Source organism: Pantoea sp. GCM10028869 (assembly GCF_042666835.1).
Classification (GTDB): Bacteria; Pseudomonadota; Gammaproteobacteria; order Enterobacterales; family Enterobacteriaceae; genus Pantoea; species Pantoea leporis.
On record NZ_JBHTGO010000004.1, the window covers coordinates 222524 to 239624 of the forward strand.

At 55.7% G+C, this 17101-nt stretch carries 15 protein-coding genes and 1 pseudogene; 12 read left to right on the forward strand and 4 right to left on the reverse strand.

Features of this window, described 5'->3' with window-relative positions; genetic code table 11:
• Positions 1-237: 237 nt before the first annotated feature.
• Positions 238-2517, forward strand: a complete 2280-nt coding sequence (gene maeB, locus ACFQW4_RS12360; protein ID WP_377725584.1) for an NADP-dependent oxaloacetate-decarboxylating malate dehydrogenase — start codon at positions 238-240, stop codon at positions 2515-2517.
• Positions 2518-2621: 104 nt separating this feature from the next.
• Here the strand turns inward: maeB and hemF are convergent, their stop codons facing one another.
• Positions 2622-3542: an oxygen-dependent coproporphyrinogen oxidase gene (gene hemF, locus ACFQW4_RS12365; RefSeq protein WP_377725586.1), complete on the reverse strand. Its 921-nt coding sequence runs from the start codon at positions 3540-3542 to the stop codon at positions 2622-2624.
• A gap of 48 nt (positions 3543-3590) precedes the next feature.
• Positions 3591-4448, reverse strand: a complete 858-nt coding sequence (gene amiA, locus ACFQW4_RS12370; protein WP_101763566.1) for an N-acetylmuramoyl-L-alanine amidase AmiA — start codon at positions 4446-4448, stop codon at positions 3591-3593.
• A gap of 211 nt (positions 4449-4659) precedes the next feature.
• On the opposite strand from amiA, the gene ACFQW4_RS12375 reads away from it, so the two are divergent.
• From ACFQW4_RS12375 to ACFQW4_RS12425, 11 genes and pseudogenes are all read left to right on the forward strand, one after another.
• Complete coding sequence (locus ACFQW4_RS12375) at positions 4660-5085, forward strand: GNAT family acetyltransferase (RefSeq protein ID WP_061717913.1); 426 nt, start codon at positions 4660-4662, stop codon at positions 5083-5085.
• Positions 5086-5093: 8 nt separating this feature from the next.
• Complete coding sequence (locus ACFQW4_RS12380; protein ID WP_377725589.1) at positions 5094-5546, forward strand: DUF2919 family protein; 453 nt, start codon at positions 5094-5096, stop codon at positions 5544-5546.
• Positions 5547-5609: 63 nt separating this feature from the next.
• Positions 5610-6230, forward strand: coding sequence for an RpoE-regulated lipoprotein (locus tag ACFQW4_RS12385; protein ID WP_101763568.1), 621 nt, complete (start codon positions 5610-5612; stop codon positions 6228-6230).
• 101 nt (positions 6231-6331) lie between these two features.
• A pseudogene (locus ACFQW4_RS12390) lies at positions 6332-7227 on the forward strand (Dyp-type peroxidase).
• Positions 7228-7496: 269 nt separating this feature from the next.
• Positions 7497-8513, forward strand: coding sequence for a sulfate ABC transporter substrate-binding protein (locus ACFQW4_RS12395; RefSeq protein WP_377725591.1), 1017 nt, complete (start codon positions 7497-7499; stop codon positions 8511-8513).
• A complete protein-coding gene (gene cysT, locus ACFQW4_RS12400) occupies positions 8513-9346 on the forward strand; it encodes a sulfate/thiosulfate ABC transporter permease CysT (RefSeq protein WP_064739484.1) in 834 nt (277 codons plus the stop codon). Before ACFQW4_RS12395 ends, cysT begins: the two co-directional genes overlap by 1 nt.
• Positions 9346-10218 (forward strand): sulfate/thiosulfate ABC transporter permease CysW, encoded by an 873-nt coding sequence (gene cysW, locus ACFQW4_RS12405; RefSeq protein WP_377725594.1) that lies wholly within the window; start codon positions 9346-9348, stop codon positions 10216-10218. The genes cysT and cysW overlap by 1 nt, the downstream gene beginning before the upstream one ends.
• Positions 10208-11296 carry a sulfate/thiosulfate ABC transporter ATP-binding protein CysA gene (cysA, locus tag ACFQW4_RS12410; RefSeq protein ID WP_101763572.1) on the forward strand — a complete coding sequence of 363 codons (1089 nt, stop codon included), beginning with the start codon at positions 10208-10210 and terminating at the stop codon, positions 11294-11296. Before cysW ends, cysA begins: the two co-directional genes overlap by 11 nt.
• A gap of 72 nt (positions 11297-11368) precedes the next feature.
• Positions 11369-12250 (forward strand): cysteine synthase CysM, encoded by an 882-nt coding sequence (cysM, locus tag ACFQW4_RS12415; RefSeq protein WP_110866517.1) that lies wholly within the window; start codon positions 11369-11371, stop codon positions 12248-12250.
• A 176-nt stretch (positions 12251-12426) separates the two neighbouring features.
• On the forward strand, positions 12427-13107 hold the full coding sequence (locus tag ACFQW4_RS12420) for a response regulator transcription factor (RefSeq protein WP_008107810.1): 681 nt from the start codon (positions 12427-12429) through the stop codon (positions 13105-13107).
• The gene (locus tag ACFQW4_RS12425) at positions 13104-14465 is read left to right on the forward strand and encodes an ATP-binding protein (RefSeq protein WP_101763574.1); all 1362 of its coding nucleotides are present in this window, start codon (positions 13104-13106) and stop codon (positions 14463-14465) included. Before ACFQW4_RS12420 ends, ACFQW4_RS12425 begins: the two co-directional genes overlap by 4 nt.
• A 228-nt stretch (positions 14466-14693) precedes the next feature.
• Here the strand turns inward: ACFQW4_RS12425 and crr are convergent, their stop codons facing one another.
• Complete coding sequence (gene crr / locus ACFQW4_RS12430) at positions 14694-15197, reverse strand: PTS glucose transporter subunit IIA (protein ID WP_008107804.1); 504 nt, start codon at positions 15195-15197, stop codon at positions 14694-14696.
• Positions 15198-15238: 41 nt separating this feature from the next.
• The gene (ptsI, locus tag ACFQW4_RS12435) at positions 15239-16966 is read right to left on the reverse strand and encodes a phosphoenolpyruvate-protein phosphotransferase PtsI (protein WP_110866519.1); all 1728 of its coding nucleotides are present in this window, start codon (positions 16964-16966) and stop codon (positions 15239-15241) included.
• Positions 16967-17101 lie beyond the last annotated feature (135 nt).

The following is a 17101-nucleotide window of genomic DNA, read 5'->3' on the forward strand; positions in this document are numbered from 1 at the left end:
TTTTCTCTGATTGTGGCGTCGTGGCGCTTAAGAGGTGCGATAGTGAAAGGAGGACTGGCCTAAACGGTTCAGCTACGCTTTTTGCCATCAATAAGGATAGCAGGCTGTGCCGATCCCGCAGGCGAAGCGGTGGCAATCCGTGCCTTTCAGTCTGTGCGTTCTTTGAGCGCCTTCACCCTCTTTTGTGCCGCACATTCCTATACTGAATGCCTATTTAGCGATGCCAAAGGATGCCCAATGGACGATCAACTCAAGCAAAGCGCGCTCGATTTTCATCAATTTCCCACGCCCGGAAAAATTCAGGTTTCACCCACCAAACCGTTAGCCACGCAGCGCGATCTGGCGCTGGCCTATTCGCCCGGCGTCGCTGCGCCTTGTCTTGAAATTGCCGCCGATCCGCTGGCGGCGCGCAAATACACCGCGCGTGGCAATCTGGTGGCGGTGATCTCCAACGGCACCGCGGTGCTGGGGCTGGGTAACATTGGCGCGCTGGCGAGTAAGCCGGTGATGGAAGGCAAGGGCGTGCTGTTCAAAAAGTTCGCCGGCATTGACGTGTTTGATATCGAAATCGATGAGCGCGATCCCGATAAGTTGATTGAGGTGATTGCCGCGCTGGAACCCACTTTTGGTGGCATCAATCTGGAAGATATCAAAGCGCCCGAGTGTTTCTATATTGAGCAACAGCTGCGTGAGCGCATGCAGATCCCGGTATTCCACGACGATCAGCACGGCACGGCGATCATCTGTACCGCGGCGGTGCTCAACGGCTTAACCATCGTTAAAAAAGCCATCAGCGAGGTGCGGCTGGTGGTTTCCGGCGCAGGGGCTTCGGCGATTGCCTGCCTGAATCTGCTGGTAGCGCTCGGCATGCAGCAGCACAACATTGTGGTGTGCGATTCCAAAGGGGTGATCTATCGCGATCGCGAGCCGAATATGACGCCGACCAAAGCGGCCTATGCGGTGGCCGACAGCGGCGCACGCACGCTGGACGAGGTGATTGGCGGCGCGGATATTTTCCTTGGCTGTTCCGGCCCCAAAGCGCTGACGCCGGAGATGGTGCAGAAGATGGCGCAGGATCCGCTGATTCTGGCGCTGGCCAATCCCGAGCCGGAAATCATGCCGCCGCTGGCCAAACAGGTGCGGCCCGACGCGATTATCTGCACCGGGCGCTCTGATTTCCCCAATCAGGTGAACAACGTGTTGTGCTTCCCGTTTATCTTCCGTGGCGCGCTGGATGTGGGTGCCACGGCGATTAATGAGGAGATGAAGCTGGCGGCGGTGCACGCGATTGCGGCGCTGGCACAGGCGGAACAGAGCGATGTGGTGGCGTCGGCGTATGACGATCAGGATCTGAGTTTCGGCCCGGAATACTTGATCCCCAAACCGTTTGATCCGCGTTTAATCGTGCAGATTGCGCCCGCGGTGGCGAAAGCGGCGATGGAATCGGGCGTCGCCACGCGACCGATTGAGGATTTTGATGCTTATCGTGAGCAGCTCACCGAGTTCGTCTATAAAACCAACCTGTTTATGAAGCCGATCTTTTCGCAAGCGCGTAGAGATCCCAAACGCGTGGTGCTGGCAGAAGGCGAAGAGGTGCGCGTGCTGCATGCCACGCAGGAGCTGGTGACGTTAGGGCTGGCGAAGCCGATCCTGATTGGCCGGCCGAATGTCATCGCTATGCGTCTGCAAAAGCAGGGTTTGAAGATCGAGGCCGGCAAAGATTTTGAGATCGTCAATAACGAGTCCGATCCACGTTTCAAAGAGTACTGGAATGAGTATTACCAGATCATGAAACGGCGCGGCGTGACGCCGGAAACTGCCCAGCGCGCGGTGATCGGCAATCCCACGCTGATTGGCGCGATCATGGTGCATCGCGGTGAAGCCGATGCGCTGATCTGCGGCACCATCGGCGATTATCAGGAACATTATGATGTGGTGGAGAAAGTGTTTGGGCTGCGAGAGGACGTGAAGGTGGCGGGCGCGATGAATGCGCTGCTATTGCCGAGCGGCAATACCTTTATAGCTGACACCTACGTTAATGAAGATCCCAGCGCAGAACAACTGGCGGATATCACGCTGCTGGCGGCGGAAACGGTGCGACGCTTCGGCATTGAACCGCGCGTGGCGCTGCTGTCGCACTCCAGCTTTGGCACCTCAAATGCGCCGGGCGCGCGCAAAATGCGTGACGTACTCGCGTTGATTCAGCAACGCGCCCCGGACCTGGAGATTGACGGCGAAATGCACGGTGATGCGGCGCTGGTCGAGAGCATTCGCCGTGAACTGATGCCGGACAGCCCGCTGAAAGGCACCGCGAATTTGCTGATTATGCCGAACGTCGAAGCGGCGCGTATCAGCTATAACCTGCTGCGCGTCTCCTGCTCCGAAGGTGTCACGGTGGGACCGGTGTTGATGGGGATCAGCAAGCCGGTGCATGTATTGACGCGAATCGCCTCGGTGCGGCGCATCGTGAATATGGTGGCGTTAGCGGTGGTGGAGGCACAGACCGAGCCGTTGTAACGACTTGATTGGCGAATGTGTTGCGCCGCAATGAAATTCTGCACACCTTGTCGCGGCGCAATTCATTGCGCGATAAATCGCGCCGCTACGGGGTGTGCGGTTTGTTAATTATGTAGCTTCAACCAATCTTTGACTGGCAGGAAATCGCGGTACAAGGCGGCTTCGGGGGAATCGGCTTCTGGCTGATAATCGTATTCCCAGCGCACCAGCGGTGGCATCGACATCAAAATGGATTCGGTGCGACCGCCGGTTTGCAGGCCAAACAGCGTGCCGCGATCCCACACCAGATTGAACTCGACGTAGCGACCACGACGATAGAGCTGGAACTGGCGCTCGCGATCGCCCCACGGCAGCGCTTTGCGCCTGGCCACAATCGGCAGGTAGGCGTTGGCAAAACCGTTGCCGACTGCCTGCATGAAATCGAAGCAGTAATCGAAATCGGGCGTGTTCAGGTCGTCATAAAACAGGCCGCCGATACCGCGCTGCTCGTCGCGATGCTTGAGGTAGAAGTAATCGTCGCACCACTTTTTGTAGCGCGAATAAACCTCCTCACCAAACGGCTGGCATAGATCGTGCGCGGTTTGATGCCAGTGCAGCGCATCCTGTTCGAAGCCGTAATAGGGCGTAAGATCGAAACCGCCACCAAACCACCACACCGGATCGGCGCCCGGTTTTTCCGCAATAAAGAAGCGCACGTTGGCGTGGCTGGTGGGCACATAAGGATTGGATGGATGCACCACCAGCGATACGCCCATCGCTTCAAAGCTGCGCCCGGCCAGTTCAGGACGATGCGCGGTGGCGGACGCGGGCATTTGATCGCCATGCACGTGCGAGAAGTTAACGCCGGCTTGTTCAAACACCGCGCCATCACGCAATACGCGACTGCGTCCGCCGCCGCCGCCGGGACGTTGCCACTCATCTTCGGCAAAGCTCGCCTTGCCATCTTCCGCCGCTAATTGGGCGCAAATATCATCTTGCAGCGCCAGCAAAAAGGCTTTGACGCGGGAAATATCGGGATTGCTCATCAGTCACTCGTTCCGGAAATGTGCCGCGATTCTACCACAGGATAAAGGCTATGCTTCGCGACGATCGACCTCATCGAAGTAGCGGGTGATGCCGTCGGCAATGGCGCTGGCAATTTTCTGGCGGAACGCCTGCGTGCCAAGCAGCTGCTCTTCACGCGGATTGGTAATGAAGGAGGTTTCCACCAGCACCGAAGGAATCGACGGCGATTTCAGCACCGCAAATGCAGCCTGTTCGGTGTGCTGGCTGTGCAGATGATGCACCGGGCGAATCTGGTCGAGGACGTGTTTACCCAGCGTCAGGCTGTTGCGAATGGTATCGGTCTGCACCAGATCGAACAGAATCTGGTTGAGGTAATGATCTTTATCCTGCACCTCAGCACCGCCCACTTTGTCGGCATCGTTTTCACGCTGCGAAAGATATCGCGCCATCGCGCTGCTGGCACCGCGATTGGAAAGGGCAAAAACCGATGCGCCGTTAGCATCCGGGCTGGTGTAGCCATCGGCGTGAATCGACATAAACAGGTTAGCGCCGTGCTGGTGGGCGATTTCGACGCGCTGATAGAGCGGAATAAAGTGGTCGCTGTCGCGCGTCAGGCGCACTTCGATGTGCGGATGCGATTGCAGCAGCGTCTTCACGGTATTGGCGATCGCCAGCACAATGTGTTTCTCTTCCGAACCCTCTTCGCCGACGGCGCCGGAATCGATGCCGCCGTGGCCGGGATCAATCATCACGATACGTTTGCCGTTGCTGGCGGGTTTCGGTGGGGTATGACGCGGACTGACGCGCAAATCGCTGTTCTGTTCTTTGGCCTGCACCGCACGCGGTGATAACACCGCCAGCGCTAAACCGGAAAGTATCAGTTGGCGACGATTGGTAAGGCGCTTAAGCAGTGAAATCTTCTTCATTTACGGGTCCATGGCAGGTAAATCCTGCCCCGTGTTATAGCGTAACAATTGCCAGGCGGCGACCTCGCAACTATTTCAAGTGTTTACTTTCTATTGCAACAGACTAACAGCGATGTCGCGCTTTTTTTGCTCCGTTGTCACGCGTGAGGGTTGCGCCTGGCAAAGAATGCGTGATAATCAGCGAATTGTGCCTAACAGCAGGGTAACGTCGATGGAAATCCGTTCTTTCCGCCAGGAAGATTTTGAAGAAGTGATCACGCTCTGGGAGCGTTGCGATTTGTTACGCCCATGGAACGATCCGGAGCTGGACATTGAACGCAAAATGAACCACGACGCGGAACTGTTTCTGGTCGCGGAAGTCGGTGGCGAAGTGGTCGGTACGGTGATGGGCGGCTACGACGGCCATCGCGGCTCCGTCTACTATCTGGCGGTGCATCCTGATTATCAGGGCCGTGGCTTTGCCAATGCGTTGATGAATCGTCTTGAGAAGAAGCTGATTGCACGCGGTTGCCCAAAAATCAATTTGATGGTGCGCGAAGAGAACGATCAGGTGGTGGCGTTTTACGAAAAGCTCGAATACGAGCCGGTGGACTCGCTGCTGCTGGGCAAGCGTTTGATTGAAGATCGCGAGTATTGAGGGTCAGTTTGAAATACCTCTCCGAAGAGTACGATGCGAAAGGGCAGCTGCGGCTGCCGTTTCTTTTCTGGCTGTTGCTGTTATTGCAGGCGCGCACCTGGCTGCTGCTGGTGATGGCGGGCGCATCACGCCAGCAGGGCAATGATTTGCTGGCGCTGTTCTATCCCGACCGCCAAAGCTTCTGGCTGGGGCTGGAGCTAGGCATTCCGGCGGCTATCGGCTTATTGCTGACCGGCTATCGCCAGCGCTGGCCGCGCTTGTGGCAAAGCTGGCGTCATGTGTTGAGCGCATCGCTCCTTGTCAGCCTGCTGTGGCAGGGTTCCAGCCTGCTGCAAGGCGCCTTTCCCGACTCGCCGCTGCCGCTGTTATTGACGCTATTTGACCTGCTGGCGTTGTTCTGGCTGCAAACGCAACCTCGCCTGCGCGACTGCTTTCTGCCGGAACATCAGCAGGTCGAATAAACTTTTTGCCGGTTTGTGACTCCAACAGGCACGCCAATCGGCTTAGCAGATCAAGGAGTTTTCATGAAAGTTGTTCGTCACGCACTGCTGGTTAGCAGCATGGTTCTGGCCGGCTGCGCCAGTTCGGGTTCCTCTGGCAGCGCGAGCGATAGCGAAAGCCATTGGTACAATCCGCTTAGCTATCACTGGTCGGCGCTCAATCCACTCGGCTGGTTTGGTGGATCGCTGGAGGTCACCGAGCAAGGCGTTGCGGGCCTGACGAGCACCACCTCAATGTCGGAAGACGCCATCCATAAAGCGCTGAACGGCGATTACAAACTGCGTCAGGGCATGCGCACGCAGAATGGTCAGGTGATGGATTTCTGGCAGGCGCTGGATGGCGACAACGTTAAATTGGTGATTAACGGCAGCAGCAGCGTGGAGCGCATTGAAGTGCAGGATGCCGATGCCAAAGCGGCGGACGGCAGCAAGATCGGCGATCTGTTCAGCGATAAGTTCAGCAAAGCCTTTAATAACTGCAAAATGGTCACCGGTCTTGATGCACGCGATGTTGAGTGCCGTGCGCCGGGCAGCCAGCACATCTCCTACATTTACAGCGGTGAATGGCATGGCCCGGAAGGCTTGATGCCGTCGGACGATACCCTGAAAAGCTGGAAAATCAGCAAGATCGTTTGGCAGCGTTAAACCAGATAAAACTTGCTTAAAAACCCGCTCAAAAAGTGTGGCTTTCCGGTATGATGCGGGCGAAAAAATATCGTCTAACCTTCATGCCGGAGAGCATAGCAATGTCTCAGTTTCAGAGCGGGATCCTGTTGGAGCACCGCCGTTTCGCCATTTGGCTCGAAGCCCGCGTCACGGGCGATCTTGACGCGCTGCGCCAGGGCAGCAAATTCTTCTTACAGCAGCTTGCAGCGCTGCAGACGCAATTCAGTGATGCCGGATTGGGCGCGGTGATCGCCTTTGGTGATGCGCTGTGGCGCGATCTGCAAGGCAACGCTTCTGCACCTGAACTCAAAGCTTTCGCCGCGCTTGGTAACGGCATTGCGCCTGCCACGCAGCGCGATTTGCTGATCCATATTCAATCTCAACGACACGACGTGAACTTCGCGCTGGCTCAGGCGGCACTTAGCGCCTTTGCCGCTGCGGTCAATATCGAAGAAGAGACGCACGGTTTCCGCTGGATTGAAAATCGCGATCTGTCGGGCTTCGTCGATGGCACGGAAAATCCGCAGGGCGAAGCGCGCAAGGAGGTAGCGATTATCAGCGCAGGCGCGGATGCGGGCGGCAGCTATGTGTTTATCCAGCGCTGGGAGCACAACCTTAAGCTGTGGAACCGCATGGCGGTGGAGAAACAGGAAGCGATTATTGGCCGTACTAAAGAGACGGATGAAGAGTTGCCGGGCGATCAGCGTCCTGCGACATCGCATCTCAGCCGTGTCGATCTGAAAGAAGAGGGGAAAGGGCTGAAAATTCTGCGCCAAAGCCTGCCATACGGCAGCGCCAGTGGCACGCATGGGCTGTACTTCATCTCTTACTGTCATCGTCTCTACAATATTAGCAGCAATTGCTGAGCATGTTCGGCGAGCGCGACGGCAAGATGGACGCCATGCTGCGCTTCACCAAACCGGTTAGCGGCAGCTACTTTTTTGCGCCGTCGCTGGATGCTTTGCAAGCGCTGTAACCTCTATGTATTAAGGTCAACCTGGCGCGATTCATCGCGCCGCTACGGATATCAGCCCTTATTTGTCGCGGCGCAATTTATTGCGCAATGAATCGCTTAATGCCGATTTACATTTCCATTCGCCGCATAAACTCTCCCGCCGTCTTATGCCTTTTTAGACTTTGAAATCCCTAAACGATATATAAAACCGTTACAGCTTTCCCCTGAGTTATAAATACACTGACAGCATCTAATGGCATTGGCTTAACTGCCGTCTTTCAGGGTGCAGCATGACACTTCCGATTTCGAAAAAATGGCTTGGCGGTATCGCGCTGTCGTGTGCTTTAGCCGGTGCGGCGCAAGCGACCGAGTTGCTGAATAGCTCTTACGACGTTTCGCGCGAACTGTTCGTTGCCCTGAATGCACCCTTTGAAAAACAGTGGGACGCTGCCCATCCCAATGACAAACTGACCATCAAGCAGTCGCACGCCGGTTCTTCTAAGCAGGCGCTGGCGATTCTGCAAGGGCTGCGCGCCGATGTGGTGACCTACAATCAGGTGACCGATGTGCAGGTGCTGCACGACAAAGGCCAACTGATTCCCGCTGACTGGCAACAACGTCTGCCAAACAGCAGCTCACCGTTTTACTCCACCATGGCGTTTCTGGTGCGTAAAGGTAACCCCAAGCAGACTCACAGCTGGGCCGATCTGGCGCGCGATAACGTGAAGCTGATTTTCCCTAACCCAAAAACCTCGGGTAACGGCCGTTACACTTATCTCGCCGCGTGGGGCGCTGCCGATCAGGCGGATGGCAAAGATAAAGCCAAAACCAGAGCCTTTATGGCGAAGTTCCTCAAGAACGTGGAAGTGTTTGATACCGGCGGTCGCGGTGCGACCACCACCTTTGCCGAGCGCGGTCTGGGCGATGTGCTGATCAGCTTTGAATCGGAAGTGAATAACATCCGTAATCAGTACGGCAAAGACGACTACGAAGTGATCGTGCCAAAAACCAATATTCTGGCGGAGTTCCCGGTGGCGTGGGTCGACAAAAATGTCGAGCACAACGGCACCGCAGACGCGGCCAAAGCTTATCTGAATTATCTCTACACGCCCGAAGCACAGAAAATCATCACCACTTACTACTATCGCGTGAATAACCCGCAGCTGATGGCGGAGCAGAAAGATCGCTTCCCACAAACTGAACTGTTCAACGTCAAAGACGCCTTTGGCGGCTGGGATAACGTGATGAAAGTCCATTTTGCCAATGATGGCGAGCTGGACAAATTACTGGCAGCGGGGCGCGGTTAATGTTCGCGCTCGCTCAAAAACGTGTTTTGCCGGGCTTTGGATTGAGCCTCGGCACCAGCTTACTCTTCACCTGTCTGATTCTGCTGCTGCCGATCAGCGCGCTGCTGATGCAGCTGTCGCAGATGACGCTGGCGCAATATTGGGCGGTGATTAGCCATCCACAGCTGATCGCCGCGTATAAAGTGACGATTCTGGCGGCGGGCGTGGCCTCGCTGTTCAACGCCGTATTCGGCATGCTGATGGCGTGGATTTTGACGCGTTATCGCTTCCCCGGCCGCACGCTGCTGGATGGTTTGATGGATCTGCCGTTTGCGCTGCCGACTGCGGTGGCAGGTTTAACGCTGGCGGGCCTGTTCTCGGTCAACGGCTGGTACGGTCAGTGGCTGGCGCATTTTGATATCAAAGTCTCTTACACCTGGCTCGGCATCGCTGTGGCGATGGCCTTTACCAGCATTCCGTTTGTGGTGCGTACCGTGCAGCCGGTGCTGGAAGAGTTAGGTCCGGAATATGAAGAAGCCGCGGAAACGCTGGGCGCAACGCGCTGGCAGAGCTTCCGTCGCGTGGTGCTGCCAGAAGTGGCGCCGGCATTGCTTGCCGGCACTGCGCTGTCGTTTACCCGCAGCATCGGTGAGTTTGGCGCGGTAATCTTTATCGCCGGCAACATCGCCTGGAAAACGGAAGTGACCTCGCTGATGATTTTTGTGCGTCTGCAGGAGTTTGATTATCCGGCGGCGAGTGCCATCGCCTCGGTGATCATGGCGGCTTCTTTGCTGCTGCTGTTCGCGATTAACACCTTGCAGAGCCGCTTTGGCCGTCGCTTAGGAGGCCACTGATGGCGGAGATTTCACACATCAACCACGCCGACCGCCAGCCAATCAACTGGGGCAATTGGCTGCTGATTGGCATCGGTGCGCTGGTTTCCATCCTGCTGCTGGTGGTGCCGATGGTTTCCATCTTCTGGGAGGCGCTCAACCAGGGTTTGGTTGCCTCGCTGAGTAACCTGAAAGATGGCGACATGCTGCACGCCATCTGGCTGACCCTTTTGGTGGCGCTGATTACCGTGCCGGTCAACATGGTGTTCGGTACGCTGCTGGCGTGGCTGGTGACGCGCTTCACCTTTCCCGGCCGCCAGCTGCTGTTGACGCTGTTTGATATCCCGTTTGCCGTGTCGCCGGTGGTTGCCGGCTTGATGTATCTGCTGTTCTGGGGCGTCAACGGTCCTGCCGGTGGCTGGCTGGATGCGCATAATATTCAGATTATGTTCTCCTGGCCGGGCATGGTGCTGGCCACCATCTTCGTTACCTGTCCTTTTGTGGTGCGTGAGTTGGTGCCGGTGATGCTGAGCCAGGGCAGTCACGAAGATGAAGCGGCGGTGCTGCTCGGCGCATCCGGCTGGCAGATGTTCCGCCGCGTGACGTTGCCGAATATCCGTTGGGCGCTGATGTACGGCGTGGTGCTGACCAACGCACGTGCGATTGGCGAATTTGGTGCGGTCTCGGTGGTTTCGGGATCGATTCGCGGCGAAACCTATACCTTGCCGCTTCAGGTTGAATTACTGCATCAGGATTACAACACCGTGGGCGCCTTTACTGCCGCCGCGCTGCTGACCCTGATGGCAATCGTAACGCTGTTTCTGAAAAGCGTGGTGCAGTGGCGATTAGAGCATCAGCAGAAGCGCCTACAGGAGGAAAATCATGAGCATTGAGATTAAACAAATCAACAAATCGTTTGACCGCACATCGGTTCTTAACGACATCTCTCTGGATATTCCTTCCGGCAAGATGGTGGGACTGCTGGGGCCATCCGGTTCCGGTAAAACCACGCTGCTGCGTATCATCGCTGGGCTGGAACATCAGAACAGCGGACAGATCCATTTCAATGGCAAAGACGTCAGCCGCATCCATGCGCGCGATCGTCAGGTGGGCTTTGTGTTCCAGCACTACGCGCTGTTCCGCCACATGACAGTGTTCGACAATATCGCCTTTGGCCTTACCGTTCTGCCACGTCGCGAACGTCCAGGTGCTGCTGAGATCAAACAGCGCGTTACGCGTCTGCTTGAGATGGTACAACTTTCCCATCTGGGCAACCGCTTCCCGGCGCAGTTGTCGGGTGGACAGAAGCAGCGTGTAGCGCTGGCGCGTGCATTGGCGGTAGAACCGCAAATTCTGCTGCTGGATGAGCCGTTTGGCGCGTTGGATGCGCAGGTGCGTAAAGAGTTGCGTCGCTGGCTGCGTCAGTTGCATGAAGAGTTGAAATTCACCAGCGTGTTTGTAACCCACGACCAGGAAGAAGCGATGGAAGTGGCGGACACCGTGGTGGTGATGAGCCAGGGCAACATTGAACAGGTTGGTACGCCAGATGACGTATGGCGCGATCCATCGACGCGCTTTGTGCTGGAATTCCTTGGCGAAGTGAATCGCTTTACAGGCGAAGTACATGGCTCTCAGTTCCATGTGGCCGCGCATCGCTGGCCGCTGGGCTACACGCCTGCGCATCAGGGCGAAGTTGAACTGTTCCTGCGTCCGTGGGAAATCGATATTTCACGCCAGAGTAGCCTGGAAACGCCTTTGCCGGTGCAGGTGCTGGAGATCAGCCCGCGCGGCCACTTCTGGCAGTTGGTAGTTCAGCCGAGCGGCTGGCAGGGCGAGGTGTTCTCCGTGGTGTTCGACGGCGATCACCATGCGCCGATGCGTGGTGAACGCCTGTTCGTTGGCCTGCAACAGGCACGAATTTATCATGGCACCACGCCGCTGCGCCCGGTTGCCTTTGCCGAGAGCGCCTGATATTTTTGACACTCCTTCGGGCGGGACTTTCCCGCCCGTTTTATTTGCCCCTCTTTCGTCTGGAATTAAACCGTGACCACACTGGAAAATACCATCGGCAATACGCCGTTGATAAAGTTGCAGCGGCTGACGCCTGATAACGGCAGCGAGATCTGGCTAAAGCTGGAAGGCAACAATCCAGCCGGTTCCGTCAAAGACCGTGCGGCCTGGTCGATGATTCATCAGGCGGAGTTGCGCGGTGACATCAAACCGGGCGATACCTTAATTGAAGCCACCAGCGGCAATACCGGCATTGCGCTGGCGATGATCGCCGCGATGAAGGGCTACAAGCTGCGCCTGTTGATGCCCGATAACATGAGCCAGGAGCGCCAGGATGCGATGCGCGCCTACGGCGCTGAATTGCTGCTGGTATCGCGCGAGCAGGGCATGGAAGGGGCACGCGATTTGGCGCAGGCGATGGCCGATCGCGGCGAAGGACGCGTGCTGGATCAGTTCAACAATCCCGATAATCCGCTGGGCCACTATCTCACCACGGGCCCGGAAATCTGGCAGCAAAGCGCTGGCCGCATGACGCATTTTGTCTCCAGCATGGGCACCACTGGCACCATTACCGGCGTTGGGCGTTACCTGAAAGAGTTCGCGCCAGCGGTGCAGATAATTGGCCTGCAGCCACAAGAGGGCAGCAGCATTCCCGGTATACGTCGCTGGCCTGAAGCCTATTTGCCTGGCATCTTCCGTCCGGAGTTAGTGGATGAGGTAATAGATATGGCGCAGCGCGAGGCGGAAGAGACCATGCGCGCGCTGGCGCAGCGTGAAGGGATTTTCTGTGGCGTCAGCTCTGGCGGCGCGGTGGCCGGCGCATTGCGTATCGCCACGGCGCAGCCTGGCAGCGTGGTGGTGGCGATTGTGTGCGATCGCGGCGACCGCTATCTCTCAACCGGCGTTTTCCACTGATCCCTCTTTCCCACCGATGATTTGGCCTGCGCGTACTGTGATGGTACGTCCAGGCCATTTTTGTCTATAGTCTTCGTAATAATCGTCTGACGTAAGCAACGTAAGGATCGCGTAAAACCGGCTGCGTTCGTTGTGGACTCAGGACAAAATAGCGGCAATTTACACGAGAGATAACGATGAAAATTCTGCTGGTTGATGATGATGTAGAACTTGGCACCATGTTGAGCCAATACCTGATTGCTGAAGGTTTTGAAACACAACTGGTTTTAACCGGTAGCGCCGGTGTGGAAGGCGCGTTATCGGGCAACTATACCGCAATGATTCTCGACATCATGCTGCCTGATATGAGCGGCATCGATGTGCTGCGCCAGGTGCGACAGAACAGCCGATTACCGGTAATTATGCTGACGGCGAAAGGCGACAATATTGATCGGGTGATCGGCCTGGAAATGGGTGCGGATGATTACATGCCGAAACCGTGCTATCCGCGTGAACTGGTGGCCCGTCTGCGTGCCGTGCTGCGTCGCTTTGAAGATCAGACTCCGCTGCCGGATAAGAAAGAGCTGCTACGCTGGGGCGATCTCAGCCTCAATCCCGCCACACGTATCACCGAGTGGCAGGGCAAAGCGTTCGATCTGACGGCTTCAGAGTTTAACTTGCTGGATCTGCTGCTGCGTGCGCCGGATCGCGTGGTGTCGAAAGATGAGCTGTCGGAAAAAGGCCTTGGTCGTCCGCGCGAAGCTTACGATCGTAGCGTTGATGTGCACATCAGCAACATCCGTCAAAAGCTGGCAGCGTTAACTGCCGACAGCGTCAACATTGAAACTGTGCGCAGTATTGGTTATCGCATTCGATGAAACACAGCTATCGCGGCCGCATGTTCTGGAAAATTTTGCTGGGCTTCTGGATTGTGTTTGTCATCATCAGCCAACTGTTGTGGCTAGGTTTTACGCTCTCCGGTAATCGACATGAGCCGCCAGAGCTGGTGGCGATTCGGCGTATCGTTAATCTGCAAATGGCGTCAGCGGTTTCAGTGCTGGAGCGCGGTGGTCCCAGCTCGCTTGATGACATGATGGCCGACTGGGAACCGAACGATCGGCAATTCTTCTCGGTGATCCAGCACGAAAAACCCGCTGCGACGCCCAACAATGCGCCGCCAGAAAGCATCAACGAACCCTTTCAGGGACCGTTTCCTGATGTGATTGTGCGCTGGGTAAAAGGGCAGGATGGCAAACAGTACGAGCTGCGTTACGACGTTAAAGGTCTGCGCGAAGACAGCTCAATGGGCGGCGGCCGCCCGCGCCGCATCCTGAATATCCCCGAACCGATGTTTACCTTCGCTGGCGCATTGGGGCTGCTGTTTAGCCTGCTGCTGGCGTGGAACCTGACGCGACCAATGCGGCAGCTGCGTGAGGGCTTTGCGCGCGTCTCCAGCGGTGATTTGTCGGTACGGCTCTATCCGGTGATGCGAAAACGCCATGATGAGCTCTCGAACGTTGCGCAAGATTTTGATGCGATGGTCGAGCGCCTCGATACGCTGGTGAAAGCGCGCGAGGAGCTGCTGCATGATATCTCCCACGAGCTGCGTTCACCGCTGGCGCGCTTGCAGCTGGCGACAGGCCTGGCGCGGCAGACGCCGGAATCCGTCGAATCCTCGCTCAATCGCATTGATGAGGAAGCCCGACGCCTCGACAAGATGATTGGCGAGCTGCTGACGCTTTCGCGTGCTGAGCACGAAAGCATGCCGGGGGAACAATATTTCGACCTTACCGGCCTGCTGCATGCGGTGGTGACGGATGTGCGCTACGAAGCGCAGATTCCCGGCGTGATTGTCGATTTTCAGGTGGATGAGAATGCGGATTACACCGTTCACGGCAATGCGGAACTGATTCGTCGTGGTGTGGAGAATGTGCTGCGCAATGCGCTGCGATTCTCGCACAAAGGGCAGCACATCAACGTGCGGCTACAGGCGGAAAATCAGTGGCTGGCAATTAGCGTGCGCGATCAAGGGCCGGGCGTGGACGATGAGAAGCTTTCGAGCATCTTCGATCCTTTTGTACGGGTTAATTCTCCGCTGATGGGCAAAGGCTACGGTTTGGGGCTATCGATTGTGCGTAAGGTGATTCTGGCGCATCACGGTGAAGTTCAGGCGGTAAATCGCCCGGAAGGTGGTCTGGAGTTAACGTTAAGGTTACCGCGCTGGAAGCAGGAATAAGGCTTAGTGCAGTCGGTCAGGACAACGGGGCAGATCGTAAAGACGGCATAAACCGTCCCTGGGCCTCGGCTCGCGCCTTCCCTGGCGCGAGACGCTTTACTCCTCTGCCCCGTCGTCCCGACCTCTTCCCGCATTGTGCGCGTTGAAAGATGCAAGAGTAGGGCAGACTGAAACAAAAAACGGCACCCTTTGGGTGCCGTTTTGCAATTCTCACGAATCAGCCGAAGCTTACTTTTTAATGCGGATAACCGGAGTCTCGCCCACAGTTACCTGACCGGAGAGTTTGATCAGGTCTTTAATCTCGTCCATGTTCGAGATTACAACCGGCGTCAGCGTGGATTTCGCTTTCTCTTCCAGCAGTGCCAGATCAAACTCGATCACCACGTCGCCTTTCTTAACCTTCTGGCCTTCTTCAGCGATGCGTTTGAAACCTTCACCTTTGAGCTCAACCGTGTCGATACCGAAGTGAACAAACAGTTCGATACCGTTATCAGACTCGATTGAAAATGCGTGGTTAGTTTCGAAAATCTTGCCGATAGTACCATCAACCGGTGCAACCATTTTGTTGCCGGTTGGTTTGATTGCGATACCGTCACCCACGATTTTCTCAGCGAATACCACATCAGGTACGTCTTCGATATTTACGATTTCGCCTGACAGAGGCGCAACGATATCAATAGTGCCTGACGCGCTCTCTGATTTTTCGCCAAAAAGTTTAGAAAACAAACCCATGATCTTCTCCTAAGCAGTAATTTGAGGCTAGCGTCCGTGGATCAGCAGAGCGTTTTTTCTTTAATGAACTTGTTGACCAAATTCATCAAATCATCCGCTGTTGGTTGATCCAGAGCCTGCTCCGCCAATGCCTTCGCATCTTCGAAATTAGTATTACGAATGATTTTCTTGATGCTTGGGATTGAAATGGCGCTCATGCTGAATTCGTCCAGCCCCATTCCCAGTAACAGTAGTGTAGCACGTTCATCACCAGCCAGCTCACCACACATGCCGGTCCATTTCCCTTCGGCATGTGATGCATCGATCACTTGCTTAATGAGGCCAAGAACAGACGGCGTCATTGGGTTATAGAGGTGTGAAATCAAATCATTACCACGATCGACCGCCAGAGTATACTGCGTCAGGTCATTTGTCCCAATACTAAAGAAGTCGACTTCTTTCGCCAGATGACGAGCAATCACTGCGGATGCTGGCGTTTCAACCATGATGCCGACTTCGATGGTCTCATCAAAGGATTTGCCTTCTTCACGCAGTTGCGCTTTCAACAGCTCCAGTTCGCCTTTCAGAATGCGAACTTCTTCTACTGAAATGATCATTGGGAACATGATGCGCAGTTTACCGAATGAGGATGCACGCAGAATCGCGCGCAGCTGCGCATGCAGAATCTCTTTACGGTCCATGGCGATACGAATCGCGCGCCAGCCGAGGAACGGGTTGTCTTCTTTCGGCAGGTTCATGTAAGGCAGATCTTTGTCGCCGCCGATGTCCATGGTACGCACGATAACCGCCTGCGAACCCACGGCTTCAGCCACGGCTTTATACGCCTGGAATTGTTCTTCTTCGGTTGGCAGTGAATCACGGTCCATAAACAGGAACTCGGTACGATACAGGCCAACACCCTCCGCGCCGTTGCGTTCAGCACCGGCAACATCACGCACGGTACCGATGTTAGCGCAGACTTCAACCTGATGGCCGTCCAGCGTAATGGCTGGCAGATCTTTCAGTTTCGCCAGTTCATGCTTTTCAGACAGATATTGAGTCTGAATTGCTTTCAATTCTTCCTGCACGTCATCAGTTGGATTGACGTAAATTTTGTTGTTCACGCCATCAATGATCAGGAAATCACCGTTTTTCACGGTGGCAGTCACGTTGCCGGTGCCGACAATCGCAGGCAGCTCAAGCGAACGCGCCATGATCGAGGTGTGAGATGTACGCCCACCCAGATCGGTAATAAAGCCCAGCACCTTCTTCAGGTTCAGCTGTGCGGTTTCTGACGGCGTTAAATCTTTCGCCACCAGGATAGATTCGTCAGCAATCGCGCTCAGGTCGACAATGTGCAGACCGAGAATGTTCTGCAGCAGACGCTTACCAATATCACGTACGTCAGCCGCACGCTCTTTCAGGTATTCGTCATCCAGCTCTTCCAGTGCAACGGCCTGGCCTTCAATCACGGTGTGAGCAGCGGCGTCCGCGGTAGCGTGGTCTTTCTTGATGAGGTCGATGATTTCCTGCTCAAGCTCTTCGTCTTCGAGCAGCATGATGTGACCTTCAAAGATCGCCGCTTTCTCTTCACCGAAGGTTTCACCGGCTTTAATGCGAATGGCTTCGAGCTGTGAAGCAGCTTTGCTGCGTCCATCGAGGAAGCGCTGAACTTCCTGCTCAACCTGATCGTCAGTAATTTTTTTACGGCTGATGACGATCTCATCTTCCTTCAGCAAAAGTGCGTTGCCGAAAGCGATACCCGGTGATGCTAAAATGCCTGAAATCATAACCCTACCTTTTAATCACGATGGCTCATTGACCCGATGCGTCGCCACTGTCGCGGAGCAGTACTCTAAAGATGCAATAACGCGGACAGATTGTCCGCGATCAAGATATTTGCACTCAATGGGGCAAAGGGGTCG